This is a genomic window from Psychroserpens sp. SPM9, assembly GCF_025153525.1.
GTDB lineage: Bacteria > Bacteroidota > Bacteroidia > Flavobacteriales > Flavobacteriaceae > Psychroserpens.
In genome coordinates this window covers 169,528-184,706 of the sequence record NZ_JANZNR010000008.1, presented here as the reverse complement: position 1 = coordinate 184,706, position 15,179 = coordinate 169,528, and the positions used below count along the sequence as shown (strand labels likewise).

Below are 15,179 nucleotides of genomic sequence, written 5' to 3'. Positions count from 1 at the left end.
ATAAAAACTTTAATTGGGTTTGTTTGTTAAGGTACTTCGGTTTTTATAACTCTTATAATTTTTTAAGATGCAATCAGCTAAAACTGTGGCTAATATTAAAAAGGCACCATAATAAAACTGGGCGCTCATAATTTCGGTTTCAGGAAATAAAACCAAGGCCATGGCAATACCATACAAAGGTTCTAGATTATAGGTTAAAATTACGGTATACGGACTTAAATAGCGCATTACATCAACAGATCCAATAAATGCATAAGCCGTACAAACTGAAGCTAAAATGAATAAATAGAACCAATCATTGGATGATAAGATGAAAAAATCCGCAGAAAAACCTCCTTGAAATATCATAATAAATAATGATAGAAAAGCGACTCCACTAATGAATTCATAAAATGAAATTACCGTAGCGCGATGCACCTCAATAAATCGTCCGTTAATAACTGCAAACAGCGTTGAGAATAAGGCCGAAGCGATGCCAAGTACAATTCCGTAAAGGTATTTTATCTCACTTTGGGTAATTAAAAATACGCCAAGTATGACTATCATTCCGAAGATAATTTCATACCAAATAATCTTCCGTTTATATATCAATGGTTCAATAAAGGACGCAAAAAAAGCTCCCGTTGAAAACATGGCTAAGGTGATTGACACATTCGATTGGTTAATCGCTTCAAAAAATGTAATCCAATGCAAGGCAATAATGATTCCAGCACCAAAAAACTTAAGCTTTGTTTTGGTATTGACTTTAATCTTAAGCTTAATCATTTTAATATACAAAAACATTAAAATTCCGGCAATACACATACGATACCAGACTAATGCTGTAGAACCTATAGAAATTAGCTCGCCTAAAATTGCTGTAAAGCCAGCAATAAATACTAAGACATGTAAATGAATGTAATTTTTTAGTTTAGCGTTTGGCATTATATAGCAGATATACCGCTAAGATACCAAAAACGATATTAGGAAACCACACCGCAACCAGTGGTGAAAAACTAGATTGTTCTGCCATCACACCAAATACTTTATCGAAGAAAACATAGACCATGGCAATGGTAATTCCGAAAGCTAAATTGACACCCATTCCGCCACGACGTTTTATTGAAGAAACGGCAACGGCAATGATTGTAAGAATAAAAACAGATACAGGAATACTCCATTTTTTATATTTTACGACTAAATAGCGTCCAATATTTGAAGAACCTCTGCTTCTTTCTTTTTCAATAAACTTGGTTAATTCTCCATATTGAAGTGTTTCGGCAATGTATTCTTCAGGAGTTAAATCATCTGCATCAAATTCGAAAGCCATGTCTTTTCTTCGGGCAGTTTCAATGGTATCATCAAAATCGCCAAAGGTGCGTTTAACATAGCCAGTTAATCGATAAATACTATCGTTATCCTTGATAGAATTGGCCGAAATTTTATACTTAAGCTTATTGTCTTCGAAGTGTTCTAAGCTAAAATTTCTGCCCACTTTAGTTACCGGATTGAAATTACTCACATAGATATAATCATTATCATTAATCTGCCTGTAAATATTCTGAGTTTGAATAACCTTAGAATTATTTTTCAGGTATTTATACTTAAATTGATTAAACCCTTTACTCGCTTTAGGCGCTAAGTACAATCCCATAACCAGAGCCAATAACGCAATGAGTGTTGCTCCAATCATATACGGTCGTAAAAACCTCCAAAACGAGACACCCGAACTTAAAAAAGCTACAATTTCGGTGTTATTGGCTAGTTTAGAAGTAAACCAAATCACAGATAAAAACAAAAATATTGGAAATAGTAAGTTCGCAAAATAAATGGTGAAATCGAGGTAATATTGTGCAACAGCTCCAAAAGGCACTTCACGTTCAAGAATTTTACCAATCTTCTCGGCAAGATTTACCGTAATCCCAATAGGAATGAAGAGCAGCAACATCATTAAAAATGTAAACAAGTAACGTTTTAATATGTACCAATCGAGTATTTTCAAGTGTTGCTTATTGTTTTAATTGTTTAACTGGGTTGTAAAATCTAATGATTCCATGATTCACTATCTGTTGTTTTTTGAAGAAATCCATAAAAGCACTCATATAGTCTCTCTTTTTTAAAGTCGTTTATCCATTTGCTTTACCATTTGGTCTTTCCATGCTCTGAAATCACCAGCTAAGATATGCTTTCTTGCTTCTCTTACCAACCACATGTAAAACCCTAGATTATGAATTGTAGCAATTTGCTTTCCTAATAGTTCATTAACTGTAAACAGATGTCTCAAATAAGCTTTCGTATATTCAGTATCTACAAAAGTGATGCCCATCTCATCTATAGGTGAAAAATCGTCTGCCCATTTCAAATTTTTAATATTAATAGTGCCATGAGCTGTAAACAGCATGCCGTTTCTTGCATTACGTGTTGGCATGACACAGTCAAACATATCGACACCAAGCGCAATGTTTTCTAAGATATTAATAGGCGTTCCTACCCCCATTAAATAGCGTGGTTTTTCCCAAGGAAGAATGTCGCAAACCACATCGGTCATGGCATACATTTCTTCGGCAGGTTCGCCTACAGACAATCCGCCAATAGCATTCCCTTGAGCACCAGCATTAGCAATATACTCTGCAGATTGCTTTCGTAAATCTTTATAAGTACTCCCTTGAACTATCGGAAAAAACGTTTGTTCATAATCATACTTAAATGGTGTTTTATCTAAATGCGTTAAACAACGTTCTAACCATCTGTGCGTCATGTGCATCGATCGTTTGGCATAATTATAATCACAAGGATAAGGCGTACATTCGTCAAATGCCATAATGATATCGGCACCAATACTTCGCTGTATTTCCATCACATTTTCTGGTGTAAAAACATGATAGCTTCCATCAATGTGTGATTTAAATTTTACACCTTCTTCTTTTATTTTTCTATTTGCAGAAAGTGAATATACCTGATAACCACCCGAATCGGTTAAAATATTTCTATCCCAATTCATAAACTTATGCAAACCACCTGCCTTTTCTAAAATTGGTGTTTGTGGTCGCAAGTACAAATGGTAAGTGTTTCCTAAGATAATATCAGGATTAATGTCATTTTTGAGTTCACGTTGATGCACACCTTTAACAGAAGCAACAGTTCCAACAGGCATAAAAATTGGGGTTTCTATTGATCCGTGATCTGTAGTTATTACTCCTGCTCTGGCTTTACTTTGAGCATCATTTCCTTTTAATTCAAAATTCATATAAAAACGTCATCAGTGGGCAAAGATAATTATATAGACGTATTATGGTCTTAAACATTTAATAAAATTATACTTTAGAAAACTTAAAATCCGCCTTCATCATTTTCAATCTGATGAAATTGTTAGCAACTGAGCAAAATCGTTAATAAGTGAGTTAACTCTATTTTTGATTAGGCTTATGAAAACTTTATTTTTGGGGCTTAAATTACTCACTCTATTTTTATGCCAAATACACAAGAATTACAAGACTTAACTACACAGGTTCGCAGAGATATTTTGCGAATGGTTCACAAAGTAAACTCAGGTCATCCTGGAGGTTCATTAGGATGTGCCGAATTTTTTGTTGCGCTTTACCAAGAGATTATGGACCGTAAAACGTCCTTTGATATGGACGGTATTGGCGAAGATTTATTCTTCCTTTCCAACGGTCATATTTCTCCGGTATTTTATAGCGTTCTTGCAAGATCAGGTTATTTTCCTGTCGATGAATTAAACACATTCCGATTAATTAATTCGCGTCTGCAAGGTCATCCAACCACACACGAAGGTTTACCTGGTGTACGTGTCGCCTCTGGATCTTTGGGTCAAGGCTTTAGTGTTGCTTTAGGTGCTGCCGAAACTAAAAAATTAAACAACGACTCACACTTGGTGTATAGTCTTCATGGAGATGGCGAATTACAAGAAGGCCAAAACTGGGAAGGGATTATGTACGCTGCTGCCAATAATATTGATAATATCATTTCTACAATAGATTTAAACGGACAACAAATTGATGGTGCTACTGATGATGTCTTACCAATGGGAAGTTTGCGTGCTAAATTTGAAGCCTTCGGATGGACTGTTGTTAGCATTGAAAAAGGGAATGATATCACCGCTGTTTTAGAAGGAATGGCCAAAGCAAAATCACTAACAGGTCAAGGTAAACCTGTATGTGTATTGCTTAAAACTATTATGGGTAACGGTGTTGACTTTATGATGCACACCCATGCTTGGCACGGTAAAGCTCCAAACGATGAGCAGTTAGAAATCGGTTTAAGTCAAAATGCTGAAACTTTAGGTGATTATTAATATGAAAGCATTAATCCTACCCTTATTAATCTTTTCTTTTTTCTTTGGAAATTCTCAAGAAACAAAGATTCAAATTGATTATACGGTTGATTATATTGTGCCTAGTGAACGAAGAAAAACAAATGATACCGTTTCTATAGGATATAGCAAATCGGGAAAGTTTGTTTGGACAGACAGTAAAAAACTAGCGCAAAGCTTGGCGCGTAACATGTTTAAAAATAATCCGGAGTTATTAGATAACGCTGATTTATATGTTATTTATAATGCTGAAGACGCTCTGTTAATGATGTGTTTTGAATCCGGTAAAAATAAATTATTTTTCAATGTTGAGTTATCAAAACTCGTTCCGGGACCAGATATTATTGATGAAAGTAATGAATTTGAACTCATTTCTGAAAGCACCAATGAAAGCATCACCATACTAGACAAAAAAGCAGCGATTTACGATATATATCCTTCCCATAAGGAAACAGATATTGTAACTATGGCTTTTGATGAATCTATAAAAATTGACAATACACAATTATTTAAAAATTTATTCCAAATTATGTTTGCTTCCGAAGGAAATTCAGGCTTACTAGGTATTAACATTCCTGAAGGATTGATTATGAAAGTGAGCAGTAAAAGGGAAACCATACTCGAAGCAATACATGTGGATACAACTCCAAAAACAATTAATATTAATTACAGTTTCAAAATCACAGAATGAAAACATACACAAACACAGGAAATAAGGATACACGCTCAGGTTTTGGAGCTGGATTAACAGAATTAGGAAAAACTAACGAGAATGTGGTTGCGCTTTGTGCCGATTTAATTGGTTCTCTTAAAATGGACGACTTTAAAGCGAATCATCCAGAACGCTTTTTTCAAGTAGGAATTGCTGAAGCGAATATGATTGGTTTAGCAGCTGGTATGACCATTGGTGGAAAAATTCCGTTTACAGGAACCTTCGCTAACTTTTCTACAGGTCGTGTTTATGACCAAATTAGACAAAGTGTTGCCTACTCTGATAAAAATGTAAAAATTTGTGCCTCTCACGCTGGTTTAACTTTAGGTGAAGATGGTGCAACACATCAAATCTTAGAAGATATTGGCTTGATGAAAATGCTTCCAGGCATGACCGTTATTAACACTTGTGATTACAATCAAACTAAAGCTGCTACGATTGCTATTGCTGAACATCACGGACCGGTTTACCTTCGTTTTGGAAGACCAAAAGTAGCTAATTTTACTCCCGAAAATCAAAGCTTTGAAATCGGTAAAGCAGTACAATTAACTGAAGGTACAGACGTCACTATCGTCGCGACAGGTCATTTGGTTTGGGAAGCTCTTGAAGCCTCTAAAACTTTACACGAAAAAGGTATTTCTGCTGAAGTCATAAATATCCACACGATCAAACCTCTTGACGATAAGGCCATTCTTGATTCGGTATCTAAAACGGGTTGTATTGTGACTGCCGAAGAACATAACTACCTTGGCGGTTTAGGAGAAAGTGTTGCCAGAGTATTAGCGCAACACCAACCAACACCTCAGGAATTTGTTGCAACAAATGATACTTTTGGAGAATCTGGAACACCTGAACAGCTTATGGAAAAATACGGTTTAAACGCTAATGCCATTATTAGCGCTACTGAAAAGGTCTTAAAACGTAAAAACTAATTCATAAAAAAAGAAATAATTTTCGTTTGGCAACGTTTTTGATACTATACATCCAAATCACAAAAAACGAATATTATTATGAAGAAATTAGTTATTAGCACGTTTTTATTAACGTTATTTTGTTTTAGTGCCTCGGCGCAAAAAGGAAGTTCTTTCGGACTTAAAGGTGGATTGAATTACAATGCCAATGGTGATTATTTTGAATCTATTGGAGATAATGCGCAACATCCAGACCGCAATATAGGCTATCATATTGGTGTCTTCGGAAAAATTGGTAACGACCTTTATTTTAGACCAGAGCTCATTTATACAAGTACCAAAAGTGATTATCAGAATGATTCTTTTGATATGAAAAAAATTGATGCGCCTCTATTAGTTGGTATTAAAGTTATCGGACCAGTAAGTGTCTTTGGCGGCCCTTCACTTCAGTATATATTAGATACCGAATTTGAAGGTATTAATATCGACAATGTCGAAGATGATTTTTCGGTAGGATTAAATTTTGGAATCGGTTTAAACTTCAATAAGATTGGAATCGATTTAAGATATGAAAGAGGATTTTCAGACAATGAAGCGACATTTATAGGCAATAATTTAGGCGAAGGTATTATTAGCAGAATTGATACGAGGCCAGATCAACTGATTTTAAGTTTATCGGTTGCCCTTTAAAATGAGAAATAACAGACAAAAAAAAGACGCTAGAAATAGCGTCTTTTTTTATTATGTATTAATCAAATTCTTAACTGTCTTGATTAGATTCTGTGGAGTCTTCATCTAAGTAATTAGGAATTCCATCACCATCAGAATCATCATTTGATGGATCGCCATCACCATCTAAATCTTCGTAAATAGTTAACACACCATCACCATCGTCATCTGGATCAAAAAAGTTAGGAACGTTATCGCCATCGGTGTCATCATCATTAACATCTTCGTTATTGTTTAAATCTTCAAGATGCGTTAAGATTCCATCACCATCATGATCGTTAGCATCAGCTTGGTACAATTCAAATTTAAAGACCAAATTATCATAAACGCCCAATCCGAAAGGAGGCGACGCAAAATATGCTAATCCTGAAGGAATAAACATAACTCCTAGTCCGGAACCTGAATAATCAACAGTTCCATCTTCATTCACCACAAACTCTGAAGCAACATTGAATTGCGGAATAACATTACGCCATCCTTGAATCAATCCAAGCATATCAAAAGGTGCATTGGGATTAATAGCACTATCAAAAATTTCACCATCCTCAATATTAATTCCAGAATACACTAATCGGATATCATCAGAGAAATTAGGAGAATACTCCCCTTCACCTTGATTGATTCTTAAGATATAGTATTCGTAATCGGCCTCTTCAAAAGTTGTAAAATGCGTTTCAACAGCATCGATGAGTAAGGTATTCGTATCTGGATCTGGAAGCGGCAAATAATTACCTTCATCGTCTTGAGGTAATTCTGTAATAATAATATCATCGATTGAATAATCGGTTCCGTCATCGACCAAATCACCTGCATTGTAATAATGCGTTTCCAAATAACTAATTATAGAATCTCTGTCTTTTACTTGCTGTTCCGTTCTATCGGCTTCTGGAACCAAGCTTACTTCAGCGTCGTCAGGCTTACAGGAAGCAAGCATCGCTACTAATAGTACCACAACTATTAGACTGTTTTGTAATTTCATCATGATTAAATTTTTCTTTAATTCAAATACAATTTGAATCGTTCAATATTGCTTATTTTTAACACGCAAGATACAATAATATAATATTTTTGTGCAATACAATTAACGTCAATTTTAGAGTTTTAACATGAGAGTCGATAAATATCTTTGGTGCATTAGATACTGCAAAACCAGAAGTATAGCTACTACTGCTTGTAAAAAAGGTCAGGTTAAAGTTAACGATCAAGTTGTAAAACCCAGCCGTGAAGTTTATCCTACAGATAAAATTGAATTCAGAAAAGACCAAATCAACTATCAAATTATTGTTAATGACATTCCTGAAAGCAGAGTTGGTGCAAAATTAGTCGACATCTACAGAACCGATGTCACGCCTAAAGAAGCTTTTGAAGCAAAGGAACTACTTAAATACTCTAAAGATTATTACCGAAAAAAAGGTGTAGGAAGGCCTACAAAAAAAGACCGAAGAGATATAGACGACTTTTACGATACACCAGAAGAAGATATCTAGAATTTAAAGAGTGTTTAAGAAAACTCTTTTTTATCTTTGAAAAAATCAAAATCACCAATGAGCATTCCTAAAAATATAATTCTTAATCATCAGGAAATTCAACATAAAATCAGACGTATTGCCTACCAGATTTATGAAAGCAATGTTTATGAAAAGGAGATCATTTTAGCTGGTATAGAAAGTAATGGCTATATTCTTGCTAAAAAACTCAAACTTAATCTTGAGAAAATTTCTGACTTAAAACCTATATTATGTAAGGTGACTATAGATAAGAAAAATCCGTTATCACCCATTACAACTTCACTAGATCAGGAGGAGTATACCAATAAATCTATAGTACTTATTGATGATGTTTTAAATTCGGGAAGTACATTAATTTATGGTGTAAAACACTTTTTAGATGTTCCGTTAAAACAATTCAAAACAGCTGTATTAGTCAATAGAAACCACAAAAAATACCCTGTGAAAGCAGATTTTAAAGGGATTTCACTATCGACCTCGCTAAATGAGCATGTAGAAATTATCTTAACCGGAAAAACACAAGAAGCTTATTTAAAATAGTTGTAGTAGTAATTCTTCAACAATAGTACTTACCGATTTATCATCAGTTTTTATCTGTAATTGCGACTGTTCATAAAAAGGAGCTCTTTCAAATAAATGTTTACCTATAAATTCACTCAACACGTCTTTTGAAGCAATATGGGAAATTAATGGACGCTTAGATCTTTCATCAAACAAACGATCTACTAAAGTTGGTATCGTCGCCTTCAGGTAAATACATAGAGCGTCATTAGCCATTATAAGTTGTTCCATATTACGACCATAACAAGGCGTTCCGCCTCCAAGAGAAATCACGGTGTTGTCTAAGTTTAAAACCGATTGCAGATAATTACTTTCAGCCTTTCTAAAATAAATCTCGCCTTTAGTTTCAAAAATCGTTTTTATTGTCGCGTTTTCATTTTGTTCTATATAATCATCAAAATCCATGTAATTATAATTCAAAACCTCAGCTAATTGTCGCCCGATTAACGATTTTCCTGACCCCATATATCCAACTAAAAATAATATCATTTTCTCCTTATAAATTGATTATTAAAAACATAAGATATTTAATGACAAAAAAACAAAAAATTATCTAATAATAGGTTTGGAATATTAATTAAACGTTTTATATTTGCACCCTCGTTAGAGAAACTTATTGACCAGTTAGCTCAGTTGGTAGAGCATCTCCCTTTTAAGGAGAGGGTCCTGGGTTCGAGCCCCAGACTGGTCACAAATAAAATCGTTAAGCACTCGCTTAACTTTTTTTTTATCTTTACTGAAATAATGCGCACGTGGCGGAATTGGTAGACGCGCTAGCTTGAGGGGTTAGTGGACATTAGTCCGTGGAAGTTCGAGTCTTCTCGTGCGCACATTATTTTTAATTCATACTTCACCAAATACAACAAGCTCGCTTTTCCTGCTATTAAAAAAAACCTAAATTTTAGTTCAAGTTCAAAAAAAGCTTATTTTTGTTTAACCTTTTTAAACTAAATATGAACAATATTAAAAGTAGATTTAGTATTAAAGATCTTGAAAACCTCTCAGGTATCAAGGCACACACCATTAGAATTTGGGAAAAAAGATACAACTTGCTGGAACCAGAACGAACTGACACCAATATAAGATATTACAGCTTAAGCAATCTTCAAAAACTGCTCAACATTAGTTACCTTAACAATAATGGTTACAAAATTTCTAAAATAGCAGCTATTGAAAGTTCAGAAATTCAAGACCTTGTTAGAGATGTTGCCCAAAAAGATGTAACTAACAGTCATACGTTGAGTACATTTAAGCTTGCGATGATTAACTTTGACCAAAAGCTGTTTTACGACACTTATACCAGTTTGGAAAAAGAAAAATCGTTTACCGATATTTTCTATCAGGATTTTATTCCTTTGCTTTCTGAAATTGGAATGCTCTGGCAAACTGATACGATTACGCCTGCTCATGAACATTTTGCTACGACTTTAATTCGTCAAAAAATCTTAGTGAATACTGAAATTATTCAAGCTCAAAATCAAAGTAAAGCTAAAAAGGAATTTGTATTATTTCTTCCAGACAATGAAGTGCATGAACTCGGACTAATGATGTTGAACTATGAAATTATAGCCAGAGGCCATCAAAGCATTTATCTGGGGCAAAGTGTTCCTATTACAAGCTTAATTGATGTTTTAGAACATCACGATGCTATTACTTTTATATCCTATTTTACGGTTAAACCTGATAAAGATTGTATTAATGATTACCTCAATAGCTTTTCTGAAACGATACTCACTTACCCAAAAACAAAACTATGGGTTCTCGGAAGAATACTAAAAGAAGCCAATCTAAAATCACTTCCAAAACATATAGCAACATTTGATAGTATTGAAAGCTTAGTTAAAAAACTCTAAATTATATCTACGAAAGTTAATTTTGTTTAACTTTTTTATATATTTGTTAAACAATGAAACAACGTATCTCAATAATTGGATCTGGTTTTTCGGCACTCGCTGCTTCTTGCTACCTTGCACGTGATGGTTATGAGGTCACCATATTTGAAAAAAACAAAACGGTTGGTGGTCGCGCAAGACAGCTAAAAAAAGAAGGTTTTACCTTCGATATTGGTCCAACATGGTATTGGATGCCAGATGTATTTGAACGCTTTTTTGCCGATTTCAATACCACTCCAGAAACGTATTACACACTCGAAAAACTCAACCCGGCTTATAGTGTTTACTTCGGAAAAGACGATTATATCACCATTGAAGATACCTTAGAAAAAATTTGCATTGCTTTTGAAAAGGAAGAACCCGGAAGCTCCAAACAACTTCTAAAATTCATTAAAAATGCTCAAAACAACTACGATGTAGCCATCAAAGATTTAGTATACAGACCTGGTGTATCGCCTTTTGAATTGGTCACGCCTGTCACCATGAAAAAAATCGGACAGTTTTTTAGCACGATTAAAAAAGATGTTAGAAAGGCCTTTAAAAATGAGAGACTTGCCATGATTCTTGAGTTTCCGGTACTTTTTTTAGGCGCTAAACCAGATCACACACCCTCCTTTTATAGCTTTATGAATTATGCCGATTTCGGAATTGGCACATTTCATCCAAAAAAAGGGATGTATCAAGTCATTCTGGCTATTGAAGCTTTAGCCAAAAGTTTAGGTGTGATCATAAAAACAGAAAACTCTATCGATAAAATTATCGTAGATAATGGTAAAGCCGTTGCAATAGTCACAAATGGAATTAATTATAAAAGCGATATTATTTTGAGTGGTGCCGATTACCATCATACCGAAACACTCTTAGACGCCAACTATGTACAGTACTCACAAAATTACTGGGAGAAAAAAACTTTTGCGCCTTCTTCCTTGTTATTCTATGTTGGTTTTGATAAAAAACTAAAAAATGTTAATCATCATACCTTATTTTTTGATGTTGACTTTGAGGTGCATGCCAAAGCTATTTACGATACACCTAAGTGGCCTGAAAACCCTTTGTTTTATGCGAGCTTTCCTTCTATTACAGATGATCATGCTGCACCTGCTGGAAAAGAAGCTGGCATTTTTTTAATTCCGCTTGCTCCAGGTTTAGAAGATACTCCAGAATTAAGAGCGCTTTATTTTAACAAAATAATTGACCGATTTGAAAATCTCACCTCTCAAAGCGTCAAAAAAAATATTATATTTAAAGAGTCCTTTTGTGTCAACGATTTTATCAACGATTATAACTCGTACAAAGGAAATGCCTACGGAATGGCTAACACGCTCTTACAAACTGCATTTTTGAGACCCAAATTAAAAAGTAAAAAGGTCAGTAATTTATATTTCACAGGACAATTAACGGTTCCAGGACCAGGAGTTCCGCCTTCTCTAATTTCAGGAAAATTAGTGGCAGAACTCATTAAAAAACACCACAGCAATTAATATGAAAGCTATTTTTGACTCCGTTTCGAACCAATGCAGTAAGACTGTTACCAAGTCGTATAGCACCTCGTTTTCATTGGCTACCAAAATGCTATCCAACTCCATTCGTCAGGATATTTATAATATTTATGGGTTTGTAAGATTTGCAGATGAAATTGTTGATAGTTTTCATGATTATAACAAAGAACTTTTATTCGATAATTTTTCAAAAGATTTAGAATTAGCTCTTCAGCATAAAATAAGTTTAAACCCAATCTTAAATTCGTTTCAAGAAACTTATCATAAATACAGCATTGATAAAAGCCTGGTTGACGCGTTCATGAAAAGTATGCGTTTAGATTTACATAAACAGAATTACTTAACCACTGAAGAATACAAACAATACATTTATGGATCTGCCGATGTTGTCGGACTCATGTGTTTGAAGGTTTTTGTAAAAGGCGACCAAGATAAATATGATGCACTAAAAGACTCAGCAATGAGTTTAGGTTCTGCCTTTCAAAAGGTAAATTTCCTCAGAGATTTAAAAGCAGATTATGAAGATTTAAGTCGGTCGTATTTCCCAAACACCGATCTAAGTCAGTTAGATGAAAACTCAAAGCAAGCCATTATCACAGACATTGAAAATGATTTTAACAAGGGCTTACAAGGCATTAAAAAATTACCAATAGAAGCCAAATTTGGTGTCTTTATGGCTTACAGATATTACAGTCAGTTACTCAAAAAACTCAAAAAAACACCTGCTTTAGAGATTAAATCCACCCGAATTAGAGTGCCTAACTACAAAAAATTTGAGCTGCTTACCAGAAGTTATGTCAAATATCAACTTAATTTAATGTAAATCGCATGCATACGTTATATTGGATTCTTATTTTTTTAGGTGTGTTCTGTATCATGGAATTTATGGCGTGGTTTACCCATAAATATGTGATGCACGGTTTTTTATGGAGCCTGCATAAAGACCATCATCTTAAAGATCACGATAGCTGGTTTGAACGTAACGATGCCTTTTTTATATTTTATGCCATTGTAAGTATGACTTGCTTTTACTTATGGAGTTATGAAGATGTTTGGTATTGTTTACCAATTGCACTGGGTATTATGGCTTATGGTGCGACCTATTTTGTGGTTCATGATATTTTTATTCATCAGCGGTTTAAACTCTTCCGAAATGCCAATAACTGGTATGCCAAAGGTGTGAGACGAGCCCATAAAATTCACCACAAACACTTAGGAAAAGATAGAGGCGAGTGTTTTGGGATGCTTTTCGTACCTTTCAAATACTTTAAAAAATAGTAGTATTTCTATCCTATGACTAAGTTTTCCCATTTCGATTATATCATTATAGGAAATGGTTTAGCGGGCTTTCAACTGGCTTTAAAACTAGCTGCAGATCCTTTTTTTAAAGACAAACAAATTGCGCTTATTGATCCTTCTGAAAAAAACACCAATGATAAAACCTGGAGTTTCTGGGAAAAGAAACCTTCGCAATGGGATGCTATCATCTATAAATCCTGGAGCAAAGCTTCCGTAAAAACTTCTAAAAAGAACATTGATTTACACCTAAATCCCTATACCTATAATACCATTCGTGCTATTGATTTTTACACGGAAGCTAAAGCAAAACTCCGTCAGCAACCTAATATTCATCGTATTGTTGATCGTGTGATTGCTGTTTCCGAAGAGCAACAAGTGACCGTTACTACCGAAACAAATTCTTATACAGCAAGACATGTATTTGATAGTCGCGTCCCTAAGGCATTTTCAGAAGAAAAAACAAATAGCATATCAATTATTCAACATTTTAAAGGTTGGGTAATACAAACCGATAAGGATACTTTTGATGATGACCATTTTACGATGATGGATTACCGTTTAAAAGATGCTAAGCAAACCAACTTCACTTATGTGTTACCCTTTTCGAAAAGAGAAGCCTTAGTAGAGTTCACCTATTTTACTGAGCATATAGTTGATGACGCAGTCTATGATGACTATATCAAAACCTATATTAAAGACTATTTGAAGATTGACAACTACACGATTATAGAAACTGAAACAGGACAGATTCCTATGACGAACTTTAACTTCGGAAAGTTTAATACTCAAAACATTACTAAAATTGGAACTGGTGGCGGATGGGTAAAAGGGTCTACTGGCTATTCATTTAAACACACTGAAAAAAAAGTAGCGCTCATTATTGAAAATTTAAAAGCGGGACGTTTACCATCTCATGGATTGTTCCGAAGAAAATACAAGTTTTATGACAAGGTATTTCTTAAAGTCTTAAAAGATGAAAACCACAAAGGCGAATGGATTTTTCAGCAATTTTATGATAAAAATTCGGTACAGACCATGTTTCGGTTTTTAGATGAAGAGTCATCATTTGCTGAAGAATTTAAAATTATGACCTCTCTTTTTTCCTGGTCGTTTATCAAAGCCTTTTTTAAAACGCTTTAAGCAATTCATCTATCGTATTGATAACCTTATCACTATGCCAGTCGGCTGCACCAGACTTATCAATCACAATCGCTCCATTTTTGTCAATAATAAACGTTCTCGGAATGGAAGACACCTTAAATTCTGAAGGATATGGCGTCAACGGTTGATACACAGGAAAGTTGTAGACTTTATCCATCATAAATTTATGAAGTTTATCACTGTCTTCATTTGACACAAATAAAAATACAACATCGTCATTAGAGCTATAATCTTGATACAGTTTTTCTAAGCTTGGCATTTCGGCAATACAAGGCGGACACCAAGTCGCCCAGAAATTTAGGACAACCACTTTCCCTTCCGCAGCAGAAAAATTAAAATCAGTTCCGTTTAAATTTTTCAATTGCCAGTTATAGTTTTTTAGCTGAATCCGTTCCGAAGTATCAATTACCGAAGGTTTTACAACCATCGCAAGTCCTTTATTCAATACAACCTGAATCGGCTGTCGCGTTTGTGGTATAATCAGCAAAACAATAACAATTATAAAAATGAGGTTATATATTTTTGATCTTTTGGATTTTGCCATAGGTATAAAAATAAGAAACGTATCACCATAGTCGGCAATACGTTTCAAATC

The 15,179-nt window shown here is 34.4% G+C and carries 17 protein-coding genes and 2 tRNA genes; 13 read left to right on the top strand and 6 right to left on the bottom strand.

Annotated elements, in window-relative coordinates; genetic code table 11:
* Nucleotides 1-9: 9 nt before the first annotated feature.
* From N4270_RS16005 to tgt, 3 genes are all read right to left on the bottom strand, one after another.
* Nucleotides 10-924, bottom strand: a complete 915-nt coding sequence (locus N4270_RS16005; protein WP_260098358.1) for a DMT family transporter — start codon at nt 922-924, stop codon at nt 10-12.
* A complete protein-coding gene (locus N4270_RS16000) occupies nt 911-1,981 on the bottom strand; it encodes an LptF/LptG family permease (RefSeq protein WP_260098357.1) in 1,071 nt (356 codons plus the stop codon). The genes N4270_RS16005 and N4270_RS16000 overlap by 14 nt, the downstream gene beginning before the upstream one ends.
* Nucleotides 1,982-2,095: 114 nt before the next feature.
* Nucleotides 2,096-3,226, bottom strand: coding sequence for a tRNA guanosine(34) transglycosylase Tgt (tgt, locus tag N4270_RS15995; protein WP_260098356.1), 1,131 nt, complete (start codon nt 3,224-3,226; stop codon nt 2,096-2,098).
* A gap of 222 nt (nt 3,227-3,448) precedes the next feature.
* Between tgt and N4270_RS15990 the strand changes: the two genes are divergently transcribed.
* The 4 genes from N4270_RS15990 (at nt 3,449) to N4270_RS15975 (ending at nt 6,625) form a co-directional block, all read left to right on the top strand.
* Entirely contained in the window at nt 3,449-4,294 is an 846-nt protein-coding gene (locus tag N4270_RS15990) for a transketolase (RefSeq protein ID WP_260098355.1), read from the top strand.
* A 1-nt stretch (nt 4,295) separates the two neighbouring features.
* A complete protein-coding gene (locus N4270_RS15985; RefSeq protein WP_260098354.1) occupies nt 4,296-5,003 on the top strand; it encodes a hypothetical protein in 708 nt (235 codons plus the stop codon).
* On the top strand, nt 5,000-5,956 hold the full coding sequence (locus tag N4270_RS15980) for a transketolase family protein (protein ID WP_260098353.1): 957 nt from the start codon (nt 5,000-5,002) through the stop codon (nt 5,954-5,956). Before N4270_RS15985 ends, N4270_RS15980 begins: the two co-directional genes overlap by 4 nt.
* A 78-nt stretch (nt 5,957-6,034) precedes the next feature.
* Complete coding sequence (locus N4270_RS15975) at nt 6,035-6,625, top strand: PorT family protein (RefSeq protein WP_260098352.1); 591 nt, start codon at nt 6,035-6,037, stop codon at nt 6,623-6,625.
* A 70-nt stretch (nt 6,626-6,695) separates the two neighbouring features.
* Here N4270_RS15975 and N4270_RS15970 read toward each other — a convergent pair whose 3' ends face one another.
* Nucleotides 6,696-7,646, bottom strand: coding sequence for an FKBP-type peptidyl-prolyl cis-trans isomerase (locus N4270_RS15970; RefSeq protein WP_260098351.1), 951 nt, complete (start codon nt 7,644-7,646; stop codon nt 6,696-6,698).
* 124 nt (nt 7,647-7,770) lie between these two features.
* Between N4270_RS15970 and N4270_RS15965 the strand changes: the two genes are divergently transcribed.
* Together N4270_RS15965 and N4270_RS15960 are read left to right on the top strand one after the other, a co-directional pair.
* Nucleotides 7,771-8,151 (top strand): RNA-binding S4 domain-containing protein, encoded by a 381-nt coding sequence (locus tag N4270_RS15965; protein ID WP_260098350.1) that lies wholly within the window; start codon nt 7,771-7,773, stop codon nt 8,149-8,151.
* Nucleotides 8,152-8,208: 57 nt separating this feature from the next.
* On the top strand, nt 8,209-8,712 hold the full coding sequence (locus N4270_RS15960; RefSeq protein ID WP_260098371.1) for a phosphoribosyltransferase family protein: 504 nt from the start codon (nt 8,209-8,211) through the stop codon (nt 8,710-8,712).
* Here N4270_RS15960 and N4270_RS15955 read toward each other — a convergent pair.
* Entirely contained in the window at nt 8,704-9,222 is a 519-nt protein-coding gene (locus tag N4270_RS15955) for a shikimate kinase (RefSeq protein ID WP_260098349.1), read from the bottom strand. The two genes, N4270_RS15960 and N4270_RS15955, sit on opposite strands and share 9 nt — an antisense overlap.
* A 129-nt stretch (nt 9,223-9,351) precedes the next feature.
* Here N4270_RS15955 and N4270_RS15950 point away from each other — a divergent pair.
* From N4270_RS15950 to N4270_RS15920, 7 genes are all read left to right on the top strand, one after another.
* Nucleotides 9,352-9,424 (top strand) — tRNA-Lys (locus tag N4270_RS15950).
* 55 nt (nt 9,425-9,479) lie between these two features.
* A tRNA-Leu gene (locus N4270_RS15945) sits at nt 9,480-9,563 on the top strand.
* A 123-nt stretch (nt 9,564-9,686) separates the two neighbouring features.
* On the top strand, nt 9,687-10,586 hold the full coding sequence (locus tag N4270_RS15940) for a MerR family transcriptional regulator (protein WP_260098348.1): 900 nt from the start codon (nt 9,687-9,689) through the stop codon (nt 10,584-10,586).
* Nucleotides 10,587-10,639: 53 nt separating this feature from the next.
* On the top strand, nt 10,640-12,106 hold the full coding sequence (locus N4270_RS15935; protein ID WP_260098347.1) for an NAD(P)/FAD-dependent oxidoreductase: 1,467 nt from the start codon (nt 10,640-10,642) through the stop codon (nt 12,104-12,106).
* Between the two features lies 1 nt (nt 12,107).
* A complete protein-coding gene (locus N4270_RS15930) occupies nt 12,108-12,947 on the top strand; it encodes a phytoene/squalene synthase family protein (protein WP_260098346.1) in 840 nt (279 codons plus the stop codon).
* Between the two features lie 5 nt (nt 12,948-12,952).
* Entirely contained in the window at nt 12,953-13,402 is a 450-nt protein-coding gene (locus tag N4270_RS15925) for a sterol desaturase family protein (protein ID WP_260098345.1), read from the top strand.
* A 15-nt stretch (nt 13,403-13,417) separates the two neighbouring features.
* The gene (locus N4270_RS15920) at nt 13,418-14,563 is read left to right on the top strand and encodes a lycopene cyclase family protein (RefSeq protein ID WP_260098344.1); all 1,146 of its coding nucleotides are present in this window, start codon (nt 13,418-13,420) and stop codon (nt 14,561-14,563) included.
* Here N4270_RS15920 and N4270_RS15915 read toward each other — a convergent pair.
* The gene (locus N4270_RS15915; RefSeq protein ID WP_260098343.1) at nt 14,550-15,128 is read right to left on the bottom strand and encodes a TlpA disulfide reductase family protein; all 579 of its coding nucleotides are present in this window, start codon (nt 15,126-15,128) and stop codon (nt 14,550-14,552) included. The two genes, N4270_RS15920 and N4270_RS15915, sit on opposite strands and share 14 nt — an antisense overlap.
* Between the last annotated feature and the right edge of the window lie 51 nt (nt 15,129-15,179).

Bases quoted from the DNA above. Each gene is read 5' to 3' on its own strand.
- N4270_RS16005 (WP_260098358.1), bottom strand. From the start codon at position 924: ATGCCAAACGCTAAACTAAAAAATTACATTCATTTACATGTCTTAGTA.
- N4270_RS15915 (WP_260098343.1), bottom strand. From the start codon at position 15,128: ATGGCAAAATCCAAAAGATCAAAAATATATAACCTCATTTTTATAATT.
- N4270_RS15955 (WP_260098349.1), bottom strand. From the start codon at position 9,222: ATGATATTATTTTTAGTTGGATATATGGGGTCAGGAAAATCGTTAATC.
- N4270_RS15990 (WP_260098355.1), top strand. From the start codon at position 3,449: ATGCCAAATACACAAGAATTACAAGACTTAACTACACAGGTTCGCAGA.
- N4270_RS15985 (WP_260098354.1), top strand. From the start codon at position 4,296: ATGAAAGCATTAATCCTACCCTTATTAATCTTTTCTTTTTTCTTTGGA.
- N4270_RS15935 (WP_260098347.1), top strand. From the start codon at position 10,640: ATGAAACAACGTATCTCAATAATTGGATCTGGTTTTTCGGCACTCGCT.
- N4270_RS15920 (WP_260098344.1), top strand. From the start codon at position 13,418: ATGACTAAGTTTTCCCATTTCGATTATATCATTATAGGAAATGGTTTA.
- N4270_RS15940 (WP_260098348.1), top strand. From the start codon at position 9,687: ATGAACAATATTAAAAGTAGATTTAGTATTAAAGATCTTGAAAACCTC.
- tgt (WP_260098356.1), bottom strand. From the start codon at position 3,226: ATGAATTTTGAATTAAAAGGAAATGATGCTCAAAGTAAAGCCAGAGCA.
- N4270_RS15970 (WP_260098351.1), bottom strand. From the start codon at position 7,646: ATGATGAAATTACAAAACAGTCTAATAGTTGTGGTACTATTAGTAGCG.
- N4270_RS15960 (WP_260098371.1), top strand. From the start codon at position 8,209: ATGAGCATTCCTAAAAATATAATTCTTAATCATCAGGAAATTCAACAT.
- N4270_RS15930 (WP_260098346.1), top strand. From the start codon at position 12,108: ATGAAAGCTATTTTTGACTCCGTTTCGAACCAATGCAGTAAGACTGTT.
- N4270_RS15975 (WP_260098352.1), top strand. From the start codon at position 6,035: ATGAAGAAATTAGTTATTAGCACGTTTTTATTAACGTTATTTTGTTTT.
- N4270_RS15980 (WP_260098353.1), top strand. From the start codon at position 5,000: ATGAAAACATACACAAACACAGGAAATAAGGATACACGCTCAGGTTTT.
- N4270_RS15965 (WP_260098350.1), top strand. From the start codon at position 7,771: ATGAGAGTCGATAAATATCTTTGGTGCATTAGATACTGCAAAACCAGA.
- N4270_RS15925 (WP_260098345.1), top strand. From the start codon at position 12,953: ATGCATACGTTATATTGGATTCTTATTTTTTTAGGTGTGTTCTGTATC.